At 46.6% G+C, this 17,304-nt stretch carries 14 protein-coding genes and 1 tRNA gene; 8 read left to right on the top strand and 7 right to left on the bottom strand.

Going from position 1 to position 17,304, the window contains the following annotated elements; translation table 11 throughout:
- The 4 genes from ACKPQ4_RS04365 to purT all read right to left on the bottom strand — a co-directional run.
- A partial coding sequence (locus ACKPQ4_RS04365) for a LamG-like jellyroll fold domain-containing protein (protein WP_407679987.1) occupies positions 1–3,911 on the bottom strand: 3,911 nt, incomplete at its 3' end.
- Positions 3,912–3,939: 28 nt separating this feature from the next.
- Positions 3,940–4,725 (bottom strand): hypothetical protein, encoded by a 786-nt coding sequence (locus ACKPQ4_RS04370; protein ID WP_407679988.1) that lies wholly within the window; start codon positions 4,723–4,725, stop codon positions 3,940–3,942.
- Positions 4,726–4,859: 134 nt separating this feature from the next.
- A complete protein-coding gene (locus ACKPQ4_RS04375) occupies positions 4,860–5,198 on the bottom strand; it encodes a nucleotide pyrophosphohydrolase (RefSeq protein WP_407679989.1) in 339 nt (112 codons plus the stop codon).
- Positions 5,198–6,385 (bottom strand): formate-dependent phosphoribosylglycinamide formyltransferase, encoded by a 1,188-nt coding sequence (gene purT / locus ACKPQ4_RS04380; protein WP_407679999.1) that lies wholly within the window; start codon positions 6,383–6,385, stop codon positions 5,198–5,200. The genes ACKPQ4_RS04375 and purT overlap by 1 nt, the downstream gene beginning before the upstream one ends.
- Before the next feature lie 155 nt (positions 6,386–6,540).
- On the opposite strand from purT, the gene ACKPQ4_RS04385 reads away from it, so the two are divergent.
- Positions 6,541–8,097, top strand: a complete 1,557-nt coding sequence (locus ACKPQ4_RS04385; RefSeq protein ID WP_407679990.1) for a sodium:solute symporter family transporter — start codon at positions 6,541–6,543, stop codon at positions 8,095–8,097.
- Entirely contained in the window at positions 7,983–9,881 is a 1,899-nt protein-coding gene (locus ACKPQ4_RS04390; protein ID WP_407680000.1) for a beta-N-acetylhexosaminidase, read from the top strand. The genes ACKPQ4_RS04385 and ACKPQ4_RS04390 overlap by 115 nt, the downstream gene beginning before the upstream one ends.
- Here the strand turns inward: ACKPQ4_RS04390 and hemW are convergent.
- Complete coding sequence (hemW, locus tag ACKPQ4_RS04395; RefSeq protein WP_407679991.1) at positions 9,878–11,086, bottom strand: radical SAM family heme chaperone HemW; 1,209 nt, start codon at positions 11,084–11,086, stop codon at positions 9,878–9,880. The two genes, ACKPQ4_RS04390 and hemW, sit on opposite strands and share 4 nt — an antisense overlap.
- Before the next feature lie 6 nt (positions 11,087–11,092).
- On the opposite strand from hemW, the gene ACKPQ4_RS04400 reads away from it, so the two are divergent.
- From ACKPQ4_RS04400 to ACKPQ4_RS04415, 4 genes are read left to right on the top strand one after another with little or no spacing between them, the layout of a single operon-like run.
- Entirely contained in the window at positions 11,093–12,001 is a 909-nt protein-coding gene (locus tag ACKPQ4_RS04400) for an IPT/TIG domain-containing protein (RefSeq protein WP_407679992.1), read from the top strand.
- Positions 11,955–12,902, top strand: a complete 948-nt coding sequence (locus ACKPQ4_RS04405; protein ID WP_407679993.1) for a glycosyltransferase family 2 protein — start codon at positions 11,955–11,957, stop codon at positions 12,900–12,902. The genes ACKPQ4_RS04400 and ACKPQ4_RS04405 overlap by 47 nt, the downstream gene beginning before the upstream one ends.
- A 2-nt stretch (positions 12,903–12,904) precedes the next feature.
- Positions 12,905–13,708 carry a hypothetical protein gene (locus tag ACKPQ4_RS04410; RefSeq protein WP_407679994.1) on the top strand — a complete coding sequence of 268 codons (804 nt, stop codon included), beginning with the start codon at positions 12,905–12,907 and terminating at the stop codon, positions 13,706–13,708.
- Positions 13,705–14,694, top strand: coding sequence for an SPL family radical SAM protein (locus ACKPQ4_RS04415; RefSeq protein ID WP_407679995.1), 990 nt, complete (start codon positions 13,705–13,707; stop codon positions 14,692–14,694). The genes ACKPQ4_RS04410 and ACKPQ4_RS04415 overlap by 4 nt, the downstream gene beginning before the upstream one ends.
- 42 nt (positions 14,695–14,736) lie before the next feature.
- Here ACKPQ4_RS04415 and ACKPQ4_RS04420 read toward each other — a convergent pair whose 3' ends face one another.
- Positions 14,737–15,642 (bottom strand): hypothetical protein, encoded by a 906-nt coding sequence (locus tag ACKPQ4_RS04420; protein WP_407679996.1) that lies wholly within the window; start codon positions 15,640–15,642, stop codon positions 14,737–14,739.
- A 145-nt stretch (positions 15,643–15,787) separates the two neighbouring features.
- On the opposite strand from ACKPQ4_RS04420, the gene ACKPQ4_RS04425 reads away from it, so the two are divergent.
- Both ACKPQ4_RS04425 and ACKPQ4_RS04430 read left to right on the top strand, forming a co-directional pair.
- Complete coding sequence (locus ACKPQ4_RS04425; RefSeq protein ID WP_407679997.1) at positions 15,788–16,258, top strand: hypothetical protein; 471 nt, start codon at positions 15,788–15,790, stop codon at positions 16,256–16,258.
- A gap of 78 nt (positions 16,259–16,336) precedes the next feature.
- Positions 16,337–16,412: transfer RNA gene (locus ACKPQ4_RS04430), tRNA-Thr, on the top strand.
- A gap of 238 nt (positions 16,413–16,650) precedes the next feature.
- On the opposite strand, the gene ACKPQ4_RS04435 is transcribed toward ACKPQ4_RS04430, so the two are convergent.
- Complete coding sequence (locus ACKPQ4_RS04435) at positions 16,651–17,130, bottom strand: MerC domain-containing protein (protein WP_407679998.1); 480 nt, start codon at positions 17,128–17,130, stop codon at positions 16,651–16,653.
- Positions 17,131–17,304: the final 174 nt, after the last annotated feature.

Raw genomic sequence — 17,304 nt, forward strand, 5'->3', positions numbered from 1 at the left:
GAGGCTTTTTCCACCGGGCGATTGCTCCCCTTAAACTGGCTCGGGTCGGCACTCAGACCCGCGGAGTTTCCATTCATTACTGCCTGGTATTGGGCTTGCGTAACCTCGTATTTACCGAGATAAAATCCATGACTCAGGGTAACCAGATGCTGGGTCTCATCGGTCCCCCGTCCAGTTTCATTGGTCGGACTGCCCATAGTAAAAGTACCGGGCGGGCAGAAAATCATATCCATACTGATCGAGGCCACGGAGTGGCTTGTCGGAGTACCATCCACCAAAAGCTCGGTGGGCTGAGTAGTAATCGATCCAAAATCATTACTCACCACGAGGGTATAATTTCCATCGTGCAGGGTACCATTTACGTCCTCGATCACGTAGCGTTTATTATTCGCACCTGCTAAGGCCTGACCATTTTTATACCATTGATAAGTTAAATATTTGCCCTCCGCACGGGAGTGCAAGGTGATGGTTTGTCCGTTAAAAATGAGCCCAGGTGCCTGCGGGGCCAGAGTAATCTCGGGCTTTAAATACTTGAGGATTTGTTCGTTAAGTTGGGCAGTTGTAATCGTGTTATTTGCGAGCTTGCTTGCCGTTACTGACCCGTCTCCTACTTCACCATTGATCACCGTGCCCGAACCAGTCACTGCATTACCAACCGGTTGATCTCCAAGTTCATACAATGCCTTTACCTCAAATGCAGACAGGGCACGGTCGTAGATACGATAGTCATCTAACTCACCTTTCACAGACTGTCCGCTTTGCCATCCTCCTCCTACAGAATCTTGATCAGGTCCTATCCACAAACCATTCGCATCTACACTAGTTGTAGCAGTAGAGTAATTTTTTGAATCAAGTTCTTCTCCAGATAAATAAATTACAATCCCTACTGAACTTTTAGCAAGCGTGACATGCCTCCAGGTTGAAGTCCAAAAATCTGATGTTTTGGCTGTAGAGATTGAAATTTCCCCCATGTCTCTAATCGCAATACTATGGTCTGGGCGCTTTTCAAAAGTAAAAGCATTTGCGTTAGAAGAGTTAGCCGCGGTTATCAAGGCATGGTATGAACCATCGCTTCCCATTTTCATGTTAAACCAAAGAGATACAGTAAATGCTAATTTTTGATCGAGAATGGTATGAGGTATCTTTACGCGATCATCCGCCCCGTCAAAACTTAATGCCCCTCCGATTTTACCACTCGTCCAGGTAGGGCCGTTGGTTAAATTTCCTTCATTTCCATTGCCACTTGAATCATTTGCAATGGTTCCGTTTGTTTCATCAAATTTCCACCAAGCAACCAAACCTTCAGTAAGGCTGCCGTTGACATCGATTTGGGCTACGGAACTGGTAGTTGAGCCAAATATATTGCTGACCACCACGGTGTAATTTCCTTCGTGCTGAGTGGCATTGAGATCAGAAATGGTAAGCACGGGAAAGGTTGCACCCGCTAGATTCAGCCCATTCTTTTTCCACTGGTAAGATAAGTTTCCACCGTTAGCTTCCACGGCAAGTTTTACTCCTACACCCCCAACGGATATAATGGAAGCAGGGCTTTCGAAAATGACGGGCTTCAACGCTCCTGCTACTTCGCTCGAAAGCTGGGCGACTCCGGTGGTACGATTCAGATCATCCCTAACCTCCTGACTCAGCATCGACTTGGTGATGGTACGGTTAAGGTCATTGCGAACTTGAGAAGAAAGTAGGTCGAGGGTGATAGAACCCTGCTGAATGGAATCGTTTAAATCGGCGATGACTTCCGGGGCTAAGTCGCCCAGCGTGATCGTACGGTTCAAATCGGCACGGACCTCGTTGGACAACTTACTCAAACTAATGGATCCATCGGGCACCTCGCCACTCACCACTGCACCAGAACCACCATCGCCTTCCAGTCCCTCGCCCAACTCATACAGCGCCCTCACCTCAACAGTAGACAACACACGGTCGTAAATGCGCACATCATCGATGAGGCCTTCGTAATATTCACCATGAGTTGGTACATGAGCGATCCGCAGATTAAAATTTTGCCCATTGTATGTAAACCAATTCAAAGTTGAGTCAATTTCGATGAGGCCATTAACGAATATCCTAACAGGATCTACGGTACCACCCGAATCCTTAACAGTTAATAGATAATGAGTCCAAGTATTTGAGCTTAAGTTAAAATTTCCCAATTTGGCTCCAACGGAATGTACATCAACTTTTGGACTGCCCTGATAAATGTAAAATGATGCACCACCAACTTCCCAAGTATCTCCTGATAACCCAAGAACTCCTCCTTGCGTGTCTGTTGTTTTGATCCATGCAGACCATGTAAAATCTTCGTTGTAGGAACCACTAAGATTGGTGCGAACCATGTCATTTGTTCCATCAAAGCTCAACGCTCCACCAATTTTCCCCTCTGACCAAGTCGGGCCGTTCGTCAAATTTCCATCGTTTCCATTTCCACTTGAATCATAGGCAACATCACCGGCTGTCTCATCAAACTTCCACCAAGCTACCAAACCTTCAGTAAGGCTACCATTCACATCGATTTGGGCGACCGAACTGGTGGTGGAACCAAATGTATTGCTGACTACCACAGTGTAATTCCCCTCGTGCTGAGATGCATTGAGGTCAGAAATAGTGAGCACGCGAGAAGTTGCACCCGCAAGGCTTACTCCTTCCTTTTTCCACTGGTAAGATAAGTTTCCACCGTTAGCTTGTACATGTAGAGTTGCACCTTCTCCAGCATGAGCATGAATAGAGACAGGACTACCCGAAATGACGGGCTTCAACGCTCCTGCAACTTCGCTAGAAAGCTGGGCGCCCCCGATGGTACGATTCAGATCATCCCTTACCTCCTGAGGCAACATTGCCAGGGTAATCGTTCTGTTTAGGTCGTTCTTGATATCCTCAGCAAGCATGCTCTTGGTAATTGTCCGATTAAGATCATTGCGAACTTGAGAAGAAAGTAGGTCGAGAGTGATGGATCCATACTGAATGGAATCGTTTAAGTCGGAGATAACTTCGGGGGCTAAGTCACGCAGGCGGATGGTACGGTTGAGCTCGGCCCGCAAATCCTCGGACAGGTGGTGGCGCTGAACGGTACGGTTGAGATCACTGAGCACATCCTGCCCTAGCAGGGATTTGGAAATGGAACCGGGTTGGATGGTAAAGTCGCGGTTTAGCTTTTCATTTACCTCGGCAGATAGCTGAGCGACACCAATGGTGCGGTTCAGATCATCCCGCACATTCTGAGGTAGCATCTCGCGGGTGATTACAATCGTACGGTTTAAATCTTCACGCACTTCTAAAGACAAGCGGGAGTGATCAATGGTGGAATTGAGTTCGGCTACCACATCTAATCCAAGATCGTTCAGGGTGATGGTGCGGCTTAAGCCCTGCAATACTTCCGCAGGCAAGTCGCTCAGTTCAATTGTACGGTTTAAATCGGCAAATACTCCATCGGCGAGCATATCTTGAGTAATCGATCCCGGGGATACAGCGTCGGCAACAGAGGCTTTTTCGGCCAAGCGGGCGAGTTCGGCAGTCAAGGCATAGGGGGAGGAAGTAATACGCTGGTCGGGTTCGAGCAGGCGTATGCCCTGCCCGTCCTGCAGGTCAACCTGTACACGAAGGAAGAGTTGGTCGTGGTCTAAGAACAAACGGGGCGGAAGGGCTTTCATGCCCTGCCCGCCAAGCAATACAAGGTAGCGGCCATTGAGTACAACATTCTCAATCATTGAGCCCTGTTCCTGAGAATGTCTCCAGTGCTCATCTCCCTGGCCATCCACGATGGAAAAGGAAAACCGGGCATTGCCATGAAAGTTTTTCCCATCCACCGCCAGTTTTCCAGAAAAGGGAACTGGGGGTGCGGCCGTGGACAGGCTAAATAAACAAAGTGAAAGTAGGCTAATAAAGATGGAGGTTTTCATAGGGTTTCAAATAAAATAGGATGCTCAATTAGGGGGCAGTTACTTCTTCCAGTTTTTCGGAATTATAATTGTAAAAAACTTGGCGGGGTAATGCCTGGCGGAAAAAATAAAGCCAGGCAGCATCGCGATTGCGAAAGAGGTGGGGGTAGATTTGTGGACCCGTCCAGAACCACTCCTGTTCTTCGTTCCAAAACCAGGCGGCATCTGTACCCCCGGGGGATGAATGCAACCATCCATGGTCCACATGGTAGAGCCAACCATTTTGGGCATCGTAAAATATACCAAACCATTCGGATTGCTTCCAACCCTTAGCTTCCAACTCAATAGCAGAGCGCAAAACTTCGGGAAGCCTAGCCTCCGCCTCCTCGGCAACAAGTCCATCATCGGCAAGAATGAATATGGTAAAGCTTTGCTCAAACCCTTCGGCAGAGGCACGCACCCGGATGGATGTTTGCTTGGGCATGACCTCGGCAAGGAGGGAACCATTGTCAACCCTTAGGTGGGGCTTACTAAAACTCCACTCGACCTGAGATGGATCAAGGACGGTGTAGGTACCATCATCAAGAATTATTGAGGCAGAAAGTGGGGAACTTCCCCCCGATGAAATACGGTTTTGCGTGGCCCGGGCAGATAATCCGCTGGGCACGGAAAAATCGGCAACAGGGCCAACTTGTACACGGGTCTGTCCGTCCGAATCCTCAAGGTATCCATGAAAAGGGCCGCCTACCACCCCCTGGTGCTCAATTTGGGCAGACAAAAGAGGAGCAAAACAAATGCTCAGGCAAAAAAGGGGTTTACGAACGAAGGAAATCACACATCTATAATAGTGTTAGCACACACGAAGGCAGTCAATAAGTTATCTTATTATGCTTTTTGAAGACAAATCTTTCTCCCCTTGGAGAAAAATGAATAAAACCTTAAAATTATCCAGGAAAATACCAGGGTAAATTAAGGTTTTTTGTATTTTGCCGAATTTCCACGGGATTGTTCAATCGGGTATTTTTGGGCATTGAGGTCGATCTTGTCTTTGACGATCTGTGAAACATCCAGTCCATGTCTGGCCGCAAGCATAAGGGCGTAAGCAAAAACATCAGCCAGTTCTTCCTTTAGACGCTGTTTATCCACCTCTTCACACTGGGCATCTTTTTTCCATAAAAAGAGTTCATTTAATTCCGCCGCTTCGATGGAAAGAGCAAGGGCAAGGTTTTTGGAGTCGTGAAATTGGGACCAGTCCCGATCGTCCCGAAATTTCTCGAGCAGGTCGATCAATTCCCGAAATTCGCTCATCAAAGAGATACCTCAATGGAGGAACTGGCAGACTGTGCCTTGCTCCGGGCATGTTCCAATGAATCGCCTCGGGCCAGGGCAACCCCCATGCGCCGCCGACCGGAAACTGCCGGCTTTCCAAACAAGCGAAGCTGTACATCGGGCTGGGCAAGCACGGTCTCCAAATTGCCAAAGCTTGGATGATCCGACTCTCCCTCAACGAGGATGACACTGGATGCTGAGGGTCCAAACTGGCGGATGGCAGGGATGGGCAGACCAAGAATGGCCCGGGCATGCAGGGCAAACTGGGAAAGGTCCTGGGAAATCATCGTGACCATGCCAGTATCGTGGGGACGGGGGGAGACCTCGCTAAAAATGACCTGATCGTCCTTGATAAAGAGTTCCACCCCAAATACGCCCCACCCACCCAAAGAATCGGTAATTTTCCGGGCATATTCACGGGCCTCAGCAATGGCCCTATCGGACATGGGGTGTGGTTGCCAGGACTCCCGGTAATCTCCATCCACCTGAACATGGCCAATGGGATCGCAAAAGGAGGTACCCTCGGCATGACGAACCGTGAGCAGGGTGATTTCATAATCAAAATCCACAAATCCTTCCACAATCACTTTGCCCTTGCCCGCACGTCCGCCCGCCTGGGCATATTCCCAGGCCTGTGTAATTTGCCCGGCACTTTTTATGGTGCTTTGGCCCTTGCCCGAGGAACTCATGATGGGTTTGACCACACAGGGCATTCCAATCTCTGCGACCGCCTGGGTAAACTCTTCCTCAGTCTCTGCAAAACGATAGGGAGAGGTTTGCAGGCCAAGCTCCTCACCGGCGAGCCGGCGGATACCCTCGCGGTTCATCGTAAGCTGGGTTGCCCGGGCAGTAGGAATGATCGTGGTTGTGCCTCCCGCCTCCAATTCGGCCAAAACATCGGTGGCGATGGCCTCGACCTCGGGGACCACCAGGTCGGGATTTTCAAGCTCAATGATTGATCGTAGGGCGGGCCCATCGAGCATGGATACCACATGGGAACGATCTGCCACCTGCATGGCAGGGGCATTTTCGTAGGCATCAAGTGCGATGACTTCCACGCCATAGCGCTGCAACTCGATGACCACCTCTTTGCCAAGCTCGCCCGAGCCACAAAGAAGAACTTTTTTTGCCGAAGGTTTAAACGGGGTGCCAAGGGATACAGACATGTAAAGATCAAGAAAGACAGCACAACCATGGGTCGAGAAAAAACAATTCACATTTAACCGAGCCAGTAAGGAGTTATTCACATAGCTAAGGACTTATTCACGGAAATCGCTTTTCCGTTTCCACAACACCCAAAGCTATCTTTGATGGCGGGCGGATGGAATATCATCAATTTTTCACACAGATCGATTGGTTGGTTGTGGCGGGTTACCTCGCTCTGACCACTTGGGTCGGTCATGCCCTGAAGGGAAAGCAATCCACCATTAAAGACTTCTTCCTGGGAGGTCGTACCCTCCCCTGGCCAGCGGTTTCGGGTTCTATAATCGCAACAGAAATAAGCGGAGTTACTTTTATCGGGGTACCCGGGATGGTCTATGCGGCAACTGGAGATTTTACTTATTTGCAATGGGGGCTGGGATCCATTGTGGCCCGCGTGTTGGTGGGTATTTATTTCGTCAAAGCATTTTATGAGAAGGAGATTTACAGCCCCTACGATTTTATGGGCAACCGCCTGGGAATCGGGGCGAAACGCTTGGCCACGATCATTTTTCAAATCGGAGGAATTCTAGGCCAAAGTGTAAGAGTACTGGTGGCGGCCCTTGCCCTGAAAGTCGTCACTCCACTCGAGTTCGAACATTGTATATGGATCATCGGGCTGTTTGCAGTGGGATGGACTTGGATGGGGGGGATGCGAACCGTTATCTGGACGGATGTAATGCAGTTCTTTCTTTTCGTCGGAGCCGGGCTTTTTTCTTTGGGCTGGATTATTTCGCATCTCGATGGCGGATGGACTCAAATGGTGGATACGGCGGGAGAAGCGGGTAAATTTACCCTGCTTAACCTGACCACCGATCCGGCAGTCGGTTTTACCCTGTGGGTAGCGATTATTGCGGTGCCCTTCCAGAACCTTAGTGCTTTTGGGGTGGATCAATTAAATGCCCAGCGAATGTTTTGTTGTCGGGATGCTTCCGATGCTCGCAAAGCCATGATCGCCAGTTCGGCAGCACTTTTACTCACCACCCTGATGCTTTTTGTGGGCACCGCTCTGTATGCATACTACGAACCCATGCGGATGGCGGGCACTGAGCCCGCAATCTTTTCCGAGGATGGAAATTATGTGTTTCCGGTCTGGATAGTTACGGAACTGCCGGCTGGGCTGCGCGGGTTGATCCTCGCCGGAATCTTTGCCGCTGCCATATCCAGCCTGGATTCTATCCTGGCTGCCCTTTCCCAGACCACCCTTTCCCTTATACGGGACGGAAAGGGTAATAAACAAGGAGGGGATGCCAAAGATCTATTCCTTTCCCGTATGCTCGTTTTGATTTGGGGAATTTTACTGGCCGGATTTGCAGTGGAACTTGACCAGTTGAGGGGCAAAGTAAATGTGGTGGTGCTCGCCTTTGGGATGATCTCTTACACCACCGGTCCGATGCTGGGCATGTTCCTCGCCTCGCTACTTACTCCCCGGGCAAGTGCCAAGGGATTGTGCATTGGATTTGCCCTGTCTTTTGCACTGGTGGCTTACCTGCGGCCTGACCTTTATCAAATCCTTTTGAACTTCGATCTTTTATCCCATGAACAGGTAGCACAGTGGAGCGGATTAAAGGTGGAGGGAGAAAAGCTGGGAATTCAAATCAATACCGCATGGGCATGGCCGGTTACGGTATTTCTTACCTGGGGCTGTGGAGTCCTCCTGCCGAGGAAAATAAAATGATGAAGCCCGCCCTTTTTCCCACTCCCCGGGAAATTATAAAATTGGAGGGAGTTTTCCCGGTTCCCCACACTTGGTGGATTGATTGCGATGATAAAGAATTGGGCGAAGGAATACGGGTATGGAAGGAAGACTTGGCAATCAAGATCCCGGAGTCAACGAGCCAGGCAAACTTGCTAATTTATAAGGATGCGAACATCCCGGCCGATGGATATGATATCGAGATGCGAGGGGGAAAAATCTCTCTTCTTGCCGGGCGTGCAGATGGTGTATTCCGGGCCCTTTCAAAAATTTGGCAACTTTTCAGGTTTGAAGAACCAGGTAATACCCTGCCCTGCCTCAAAATAACGGACCAAGCAGTGCTCAGAAGGCGTGGATTTATGCTCGATATTAGCCGGTGCAAGGTACCCACGATGCAGGAGCTTTTTCGCCTGGTCGATCTGCTCGCCCTTTTGGGGTACAATGAGTTGCAACTTTATATCGAGCATACCTTTAAATTTAAGGATCATAATACAGTATGGAGGAATGCAACTCCCCTATCGCCTGCCGAGATTCAGGAGATTGATCGCTATTGTAAGGACCGATTTATTGAATTGGTACCTAACCTTAATTCTTTCGGGCATTTTGAACGTTGGTTGCGCCACCCAGCCTACAAACACATGGCGGAATGCCCGGATGGATTTGTCCGCGAAGATCCGTACATCAAAAGAGACCATGGAACCACTCTTAAACCGAACCAGAAAAGTTTGGACTTCATCGATTCCCTCTATGCGGAATACCTTCCGAACTTTAGCTCAAAATCCTTCAATGTGGGACTGGATGAACCATGGGAACTTGGTCAGGGGTGGAGCAGAAAAAGGGTTGAGGAAATGGGCAAGGGATCGGTATACCTCGAGCATCTAGAAGGTATCCGTAAGCTGGTTGAAAAGCACGGCAAACATATGCAATTTTGGTCGGATGTGTTATTGGAGGATACCGCAAACGCTCGTCTTTTGGACAAGCATGCATCCCCTATCATCTGGGGGTATGAACCCAGTCATCCCTATGAGGAACAGGCACGGGCGGTGGCGGCATGTGGGCTGAAGTTTTGCCTAGCTCCAGGAACTGCAACCTGGAAAAGTTTTACTGGCCGTTGGCCCATTGCCGAGAAGAATATCGAACTCGCCTGCGTACAGGCAAAAAAACATGGGGCGGAGGGGATTTTACTGACCAGTTGGGGAGATGGTGGAAACCACCAACCCTGGCCGACGATGTATCCAGGGATTCTCCAGGCAGCTCAGTGGAGTTGGTCGGGCCAATCTCTACCTGAAGAAAAACTGGCAGAAGCGATTGATGCCTGGGCCTATGAATGCCCAGGCGCACGCTTGGGGCATTCGATTCTCAAACTGGGCAAACTGGATAATGCAATGGATTCCTATGTGGCCAATTCCAGCCTGCATTGGACTCTTCTTTTCGGATCCAAAGAGGAAAGGTTTAGAGAATTCTTAAAGAAACATGGAAGCATTGAAAAAATGGGTGCCGGGCTCGCCCACCTGAATGAATGCGAAAGAGAAATCGATGCGGTTGATACGCACGGCAAAATTTCATCAAGCAGGAAAGAATTACAACTTGGGATGGAAATGACCCGGTTTTCCTTGGAGCGTGGAAAAGCGATGCTTGAAGGTCGGGAATATTACCACCCCGACAAGAATGCCATGGTCAGCGAATTCGAACAACTTTGGCTGACACGGGCCAGGCCGGGCGGACTGGACGAAGCAAGCGGACATTTGGATAAAGCACTGGACTAGAAAGTAGTTAAACCTGGCAGATCGCAGGCGATGGCATCGCAAAGAATTCTACCCTTCCCTGTTAGGCTGTAGTCCGAAGGCTCTTCCTTACTTGCCAAGCCCTCACCAACGAGACGATCCAGGAACTTTCCAATTTCAGAAAATAGATTTTGGGATAAATCAAACTGCTGGGCGATGGTGGGAATCGATATTCCCTGGTTCATTCGTAAGCCAAAGAGGATGGCATCATGAGCGAATTCCTCCGGCTTCAAAGTTTCTTCCTCCATGTAGGTTGGTTGATTGCCGGCCTTCATCCCCTCTGCCCAGCTTTCAAGGTTGGCGATATTTTTTCTTCTCGCCCCCTGATACTGAGTACAGGCGGATGGACCATAGCCGATCCATTCGTGCATCCCCCAGGTATGAAGGTTGTGACGGCAGGCATGGCCCGTTTTTGCGTAGTTAGAAACTTCGTACTGTTCATAACCATGAGCAGGTAAATAATTCCAGGCAAATTCATAGAACTCTGCCTCGCGCTCGGGATCAATCTTAGCTTTGCCTTGGGATAAACGAAGAAACATCGCGGTATCTTCCTCAAAGGTAAGGCAGTAGGTTGATAAATGGTCAGGTTGTAATTCCAGAGCCTGGGCAAGGTCGCTCTCCCAATCCTTAAGTGATTGACCAGGAGCACCAAAGAGCAGATCGAGATTTACAGATTGAAAGCCCGCATCCCGAATCGATTGATAGGCCTGATAAATTTTCTCCACAGGATGCTTACGTCCAAGGGCATCCATAAAAATCGGATTAAAGGTCTGTACCCCCATTGATATACGGTTGACCCCATGTCCTTTCAACACATCGAGCTTTTCGGGATTAATTTCTGAGGGAGCCAGCTCGATGGACCATTCATAATCTTTTTCCAGGTCCGCAGAGTTTACCAGGTTGCAAAAACGATCCAAATCATCGGGTTGAAGAAGCCCGGGGGTTCCTCCGCCAACAAATATAGTAGAGATCGAACGGTCGGGAGGAAACCGGGATAATTCCATCTCCAATCCACGAAAATAAGATTCAATCCCCTTTTTGCTTGGTTTTTCCTGATAGAATGCGCAAAAATCGCAGGTCGTGGAACAAAATGGAACATGGAAATACAATCCGAGCGCTAGTTTCTTGCGCCCAGCTCTTTCCTTGTTTAACACCAAGGTATCCAAATCTTCACCCGTTTGATTCATATGATCATGAAATTCGTCTCCAAATTAATTACTTTTAGCATTCTGTCAGCAAGCTTGTGGCTTATTTCAGGTTGCCGCCAACCTAACTTCATCAACCTGACATCCAAGAATGTCAGCCAAAATCCATCTGGTATCTATACCTTACAGACCGAACTTGAAATCCAGGACCGGGGGATCAAGACCAAGACGGTTGAAGTATTTGCCGTGGTTGGGGGAGAAAAATTGGTCATGGTACAGGATGATCTTAATGAAGAGCTGTGGAGTTGTGATTATAAACTTCCTTCCGGATTTGACGAAGCTACCTACTATTTTGAAGCGGTCTATTCCAGCGTACTCGACAATGGAAATGTTTCTGAACGGCGTGTAACCAGTGACCTTCAAGTCTTTCGTCTGGAAAACCGCTATGTGGGCAACCTTGCTTCCTACCGAGGCCCCGTAGGTGCAGAAATTGCCGTTCAAGGGAGAGGCCTTACCAAATATGATACGATCAAGGTTGGCGAACAGGATGCAACTACCCGTTACTTATCGGAAAATGAATTGCGTTTTGTTGTTCCCGCCCTCCCCTCCGGTCTTGATTATCCAGTTAAATTGGTTGGAGGAGCACACGGTGCCCTTGATCTTGGAAACTTCCGAGTTGATGAAAGCCGCTTAGGTGTAAGTCCAAACTCATTGGAGATTCAATCCGGAGATACCGCAACCTTGCTTTTCAAAATTGATTACCAAGCTCCTGCTGGCGGTCTGCCTATCGATGTAAAGACTAACATTCCTAATTCCGTAATCATGCCTGAGGCCATCATTGCCGAAGGTGATATGACAGTAAATATCCCGATCAAAGGCGACGAAGCTGGTGAAGGAAAGTTAGTCATCAGTGCCCCGGGGTTCGAAGGAGCTGAGGTTACAGTTAAGGTATTTTAATTCCCTAGCTTCCCACATTCGGGAAGCCTATCAAACGGATGGCATACTTTTGAATATTTCTGTAGTCATCCCGGTTTACAACCGTCCAGACTTACTCAAAAGAGCCTTGTGTTCGGTGAGTAAGCAAACGACCCAGGCAGATGAGGTTTTAGTGGTGGATGATGGTTCATCTTCTTCCCCAGACCTTTCTGATTTCCACGAAAATCCAGAAGTCCACTGCCTGAGAAGAGAAAAGAACTTAGGAGTTTCCGCTGCGAGAAATTGGGGAATTCAGCAAGCCAGGGGTGAATGGATTGCCCTGCTCGACTCCGATGACGAGTGGGAACCTAAAAAGTTGGAAAGACAAGTCCAGTACATCGATCAAAACCCAGAATCGCTCGCTGTACACACTCTTGAAAAATGGATACGCCTAGGAAACGAGGTCATCCCACCCGCATACCTAGACAAATCAAATAATAGATTGTGGGAACGAAGTTTAAAAAACTGTTTAATATGTCCGTCCTCAGTTCTTTTACACCGGTCAGTTTTTGAATCGGTTGGCTGGTTTGATGAATCTTTGCCAGTCTGTGAGGATTATGACTTTTGGTTACGCTTACTATTGGATCATCCCATCGGATTAACGGAAGAAAAATTGGTCCGTAAACACGGAGGACATTCTGACCAACTCTCTACCACAACCTGGGGAATGGACAGGTTTCGAATTAAAGCCTTAGAGAAAATCCTCAAACGCTCAGACCTAACCGATCAACAACGCAAACAAGCCTTGGATGTCATCATTGAGAAATGCTCGGTTTTGGAGCAAGGATCAATCAAAAGAGAGAAGTATGAAGCCGCCCAAAAGTATGGTGATCTCAAAAAAAATTATTTGGAACTCCGGGCTAATCGGACTTGTCTACCTTAAGTATGAACTTCGTGATCGCCTTTCCTGGGGAAGCCCAGCCCATTATTGAATTTTATGAATTGCAAAAAGTCAGCAGTCAGCCCTTTCCATATTATCAAAAAGATAATCATAAATTAGTCATCTCAGCAATGGGACGTGAGCAAACAAGCCAAGCTGTTAATTTCTTAAAAACTAAAAATGTTTCACCTAATCAGGCATGGATGAACCTGGGGATTGCCGGGCACGGAAGCCTGGAAATAGGACAAACATTTATTGCCGGAAAGATCGAGGATGACTTAAGCGAAAACTGCTTTTACCCCCCGCAAATTTATGACCACGATTTTCCGGTGACCTGCCTAAAAACCTGTTCTCAACCGAGTTCGTCCTATGAACCCGCACTTGGATACGATATGGAAGCCCATGCCTTTTATGCTGCGGTAGTTGGTGCAAGTACTCGTGAGCTAACCCAGGTTATCAAAGTTGTGTCAGACAATCCATCTTCCCCTCTATCACAGTTCTCGCCAAAGGATGTCCCAGGGTTGATAGAACCGAATCTTAAGGGCATTGCCCTTTTCGTTGAGCAAATGGAAAAAATCAGCCTTGAAATGCAACAAGAGCCTGAGGTATCGAATACCTATGAGAAAGTACTTGGCATGCATCATTTTTCATCGACCAGGTCCCATCAATTGCACGACTTAGTCCGTCAGGCCAATGCCCTTGGATTATCCCTGGGAGAAATCGAGTCTATTGCCCAATCCGCAAAGGATGGGGCTCAGGTAATCTCGGACATTAAACATTGGATGGAACCAAACCGGCAACTCAGATGATTGAAGTAATTTATATGGAAGACGGGATTCGAGATCACCCAAGGAGTCAGCAAATTTTGGCGAGGTTTCCCCGTGCAACAGTTCTTCCCTGCAAACATTATAAAGAGGTGTTTAATCCGGCCGGTCAAAGTTTTCGGCTTCAGAAAAAAAAGCCTGCCCTCATCCTTGCCCAGCAAACTGGTAAACTGATACACCCGATTCCTCCAAGCTATGGTGTGGGTGGAACCAGGAATTTCTATTTTTCACACCTCCTCAATTGCCTCTACGATTGTAGGTATTGTTTTTTGCAAGGTATGTATCCCTCCGCCCACTACCTCATGTTTGTAAACTTTGAGGATTTTGAAGAGGAAATTCTAAGAGCGACAAAAACTCCCGAAGAACCGAGCTGGTTTTTTTCCGGCTATGATTGTGATAGTTTGGCTCTCGAGTCTGTCACAGGCTTTGCCGATCACTTCCTTCCTTTTTTTAAAAAACTGGACAATGCATGGATCGAACTAAGGACCAAGAGCGTGGCAACTCGGGTACTGCGCGACACGGAGCCCTTGGATCGGGCGGTGGTTGCCTTTAGTTTTACACCCCAAGAAATTAGTACCCAACTTGAACATGGTGTACCCAGTGTGGATGCCAGGATTCGGGCAATGTTACAACTTGCAGAACAGGGATGGAAAATTGGCTTACGAATCGACCCACTGATCGACTGTACAGGTTTCAAGGATCGATATGCCAAGCTCTTTGAAAATATTTTTACAACCCTCTCTGAACATACCATTCACTCGGTCAGTCTGGGAGCTTTTCGTATGCCTCATGGTTTCTTTAAAAAAATGGAAAAGCATTACCCAGAGGAACCGTTATTTGCCTCAGACTTGGAATCGAAAGGTGGAATTATTGCCTATCGCGAAAATACGGAAAAAAGGTTGAAACATACTTGTTTCGAACTTCTGGAAAAGTGGGTTAGCCCAGACAAAATCTTCACCTGTGAAGCCTAACTGGTGGAATTTTAAAGTACTGTAGTTTAACAAAAGGTCAGATTATTTCTTAGTAGTTAGAGATGCGAGTGCCACCATATCTGTATTCTCTTCATTAGAACGCCCAAGGGGTAGAATCGAACTGTCCAATTGCTTTTCCCTCAGTGCTAAATAATTTTTCCTGAATTTTGATTGCTTACTGGAATCTAAAACCTGATCCCAACGAACTGGATTACTTATGCCGATTTGGGCAATCTCCCATGCATTGGCAAATTCTTCCTCAGAAATAAAAATTTTGGGATTAACCTTCGCCAATTTGTGAGAATAGTAGGATTTTCGGAAGTTATTTTTGGATTTAAAATTTTTAACCTCTTTCCAACTTGGCACTCCCGGGTTACTCAGGTGTCGAATATTCCATGCCATTGCATATTCGGACTCTGGAATATCTAATGTCATCTCATTAATAGACTCAAATAATTCAGGATTGTGATATTGCATATATCTATGGCTATACATTGCCCGCTCTTCAGCGGATAAATTAAACCAATCCCTTCGAGGTATTTGTCTCTTACAGGTTGGACTGTCCCACCAAGCTTTTGCTACCGCGAGCTCATTTACACGGGTTAGAGCTTTCTTCTTATAGATATACCTTAACTCATTTTTTTCTTCATTAAGTGCGTAATGCAATTTCAAATTAGCCTGATCCACATTTCTTCGAACATTATTCATTTTAGCCCATGAAACCTGAGCAATGCTACCTCTTAGGATTTTCTTTGTTTCGTTATCCTCTATACGACTGAAGCGATCAAGATTGCTTATCAAATCAGACAATGAATCGCTTCCACTCCTCAGGTTACTGTCTCCTTGTGACGAATAAAACTCATCAGGTTCATATGTAGATTGACCAAAACCTACTGAAAACGGGGTGATTGAGATAATGATAACCAAGACCAATTTTAATATTTTCATAATAACCTCCAATTAATGATTATAATTAGTATAAATACATACTTGCATTAATACAAACATTTTTCTTAAAAAAAAGTTATTACACTTGCTAACAAACGACCCACCTTAATTTGACATGGGATAAAAGAGATAATTGGTTAGTTGTATGAAGATTTTTGCCCTAATCATTCTTATTTTAATGGGAGGATGTTCGATTAACCGCTCCAACCAGACTTCCAATCGTAAACCAGCAGATGTAAATGACTTCTACTTCGAAGTTTTAGAAATAAGAACTTCCATGCATGATCGCATGTTGAGCCAAGAACCATGGATTGCCCTACGGGAAGAACCTGCAACAGACTGGAGTTTAGGCCAAATATCTAAATGGTTATCTTTGCGTTTTTCTAAGGATGTTGAAAAGGCAAAGTTGCGTCTCTTAAAATCCCACTTGAACACCGCTGACCCGAGATTAGCCTACACCAAAGATATTGAAGAAACATCCTGGGCAGAGGTGAATCGACTGATTAACTCACAGCTAATTAGGACGGCACATGAAGTATCAAAACGAGCCAAACTTTCACCAAACCGGTCCATTCAAGAAATTGTGCATGACTCAATTGCGGTCCATTCACCCTAAACTATTTTAAATAAACCAGAAAGATTCTCGACTATCCTGTTGATTTTTTCTTTTTTTTTAGTATTTTAAAAATCGGTCGCCACCTTAGCTCAGTTGGTAGAGCGCCTCACTTGTAATGAGGATGTCGTCAGTTCGACCCTGACAGGTGGCTCCATTTTTAATATGGTAAAGTAAACCCTCCTCCACATGGGTGGATTTCAGATGGTCAAAAGGGATAATTCTTTGGCGTTTAAAGTGAAACCCATTCAAAAGAATCGTCCCCTAGGGAAGTTTCCCCCAATTCTAGCAATTGATGGATGGCTTTATAAACTTTGTAAAAACCGAAGCTGTTATAATTTAGGTGACTTAAAGCAGGTTACCTAAAGAACAATAACCCAAAGGGGATAACAATACTAGTGGTCGCAACTAGTCTTTCTACACAATCGGTAATTTCTGATGTGTGCAAAGACAAGAAATCCACCACCCAAAGTGGTAAAAAAAGACTCCCACCCATGTGGAAAAAAACTGGAAGAAAGAACTGAATGATGGTCCCCGCAATGGGTGTGACAACTGTGCCCAAGAACAAATCCGCAGATCACACCAATAATGAGAAAGGATATGCCAACTGTTGCCAGCCCAATAATCAAGCGGTCGTGATGCTTCCGGCAACCAAGAAACATGGATAATGCAGTGAGCGGGACAACCAATCCAAGCATCCATAAGTGAAAACTTTCATTTACCCAAAAGGTCGAAGCAATTAATGGCAGGCAAACAACAAGCATGGGAGTTAACAAACAGTGAACTGCGCATATCAAAGCAAGACTTCCACCCAAACGATCCAACCAACTACTATGATGGTGGTGAACATGCGGTGCAGAAGATAAAAAAGACATTCCCTAGGGATAAGTTAAATTGTGCTTTTCGCAAGATTATTGCATCTAACTAAGTGCAAAAATACAACAAAATCATAAAATTAATAATACTAATGGCATTGATTAGGATAATTTAAGTTTTTTTTTGACAACTTGGTATAATGGAATGAAAGGTAGTTATACAGTTAAAAGACC

The organism is Candidatus Chordibacter forsetii (assembly GCF_964187505.1).
Lineage (GTDB): Bacteria > Verrucomicrobiota > Verrucomicrobiia > Opitutales > Seribacteraceae > Chordibacter > Chordibacter forsetii.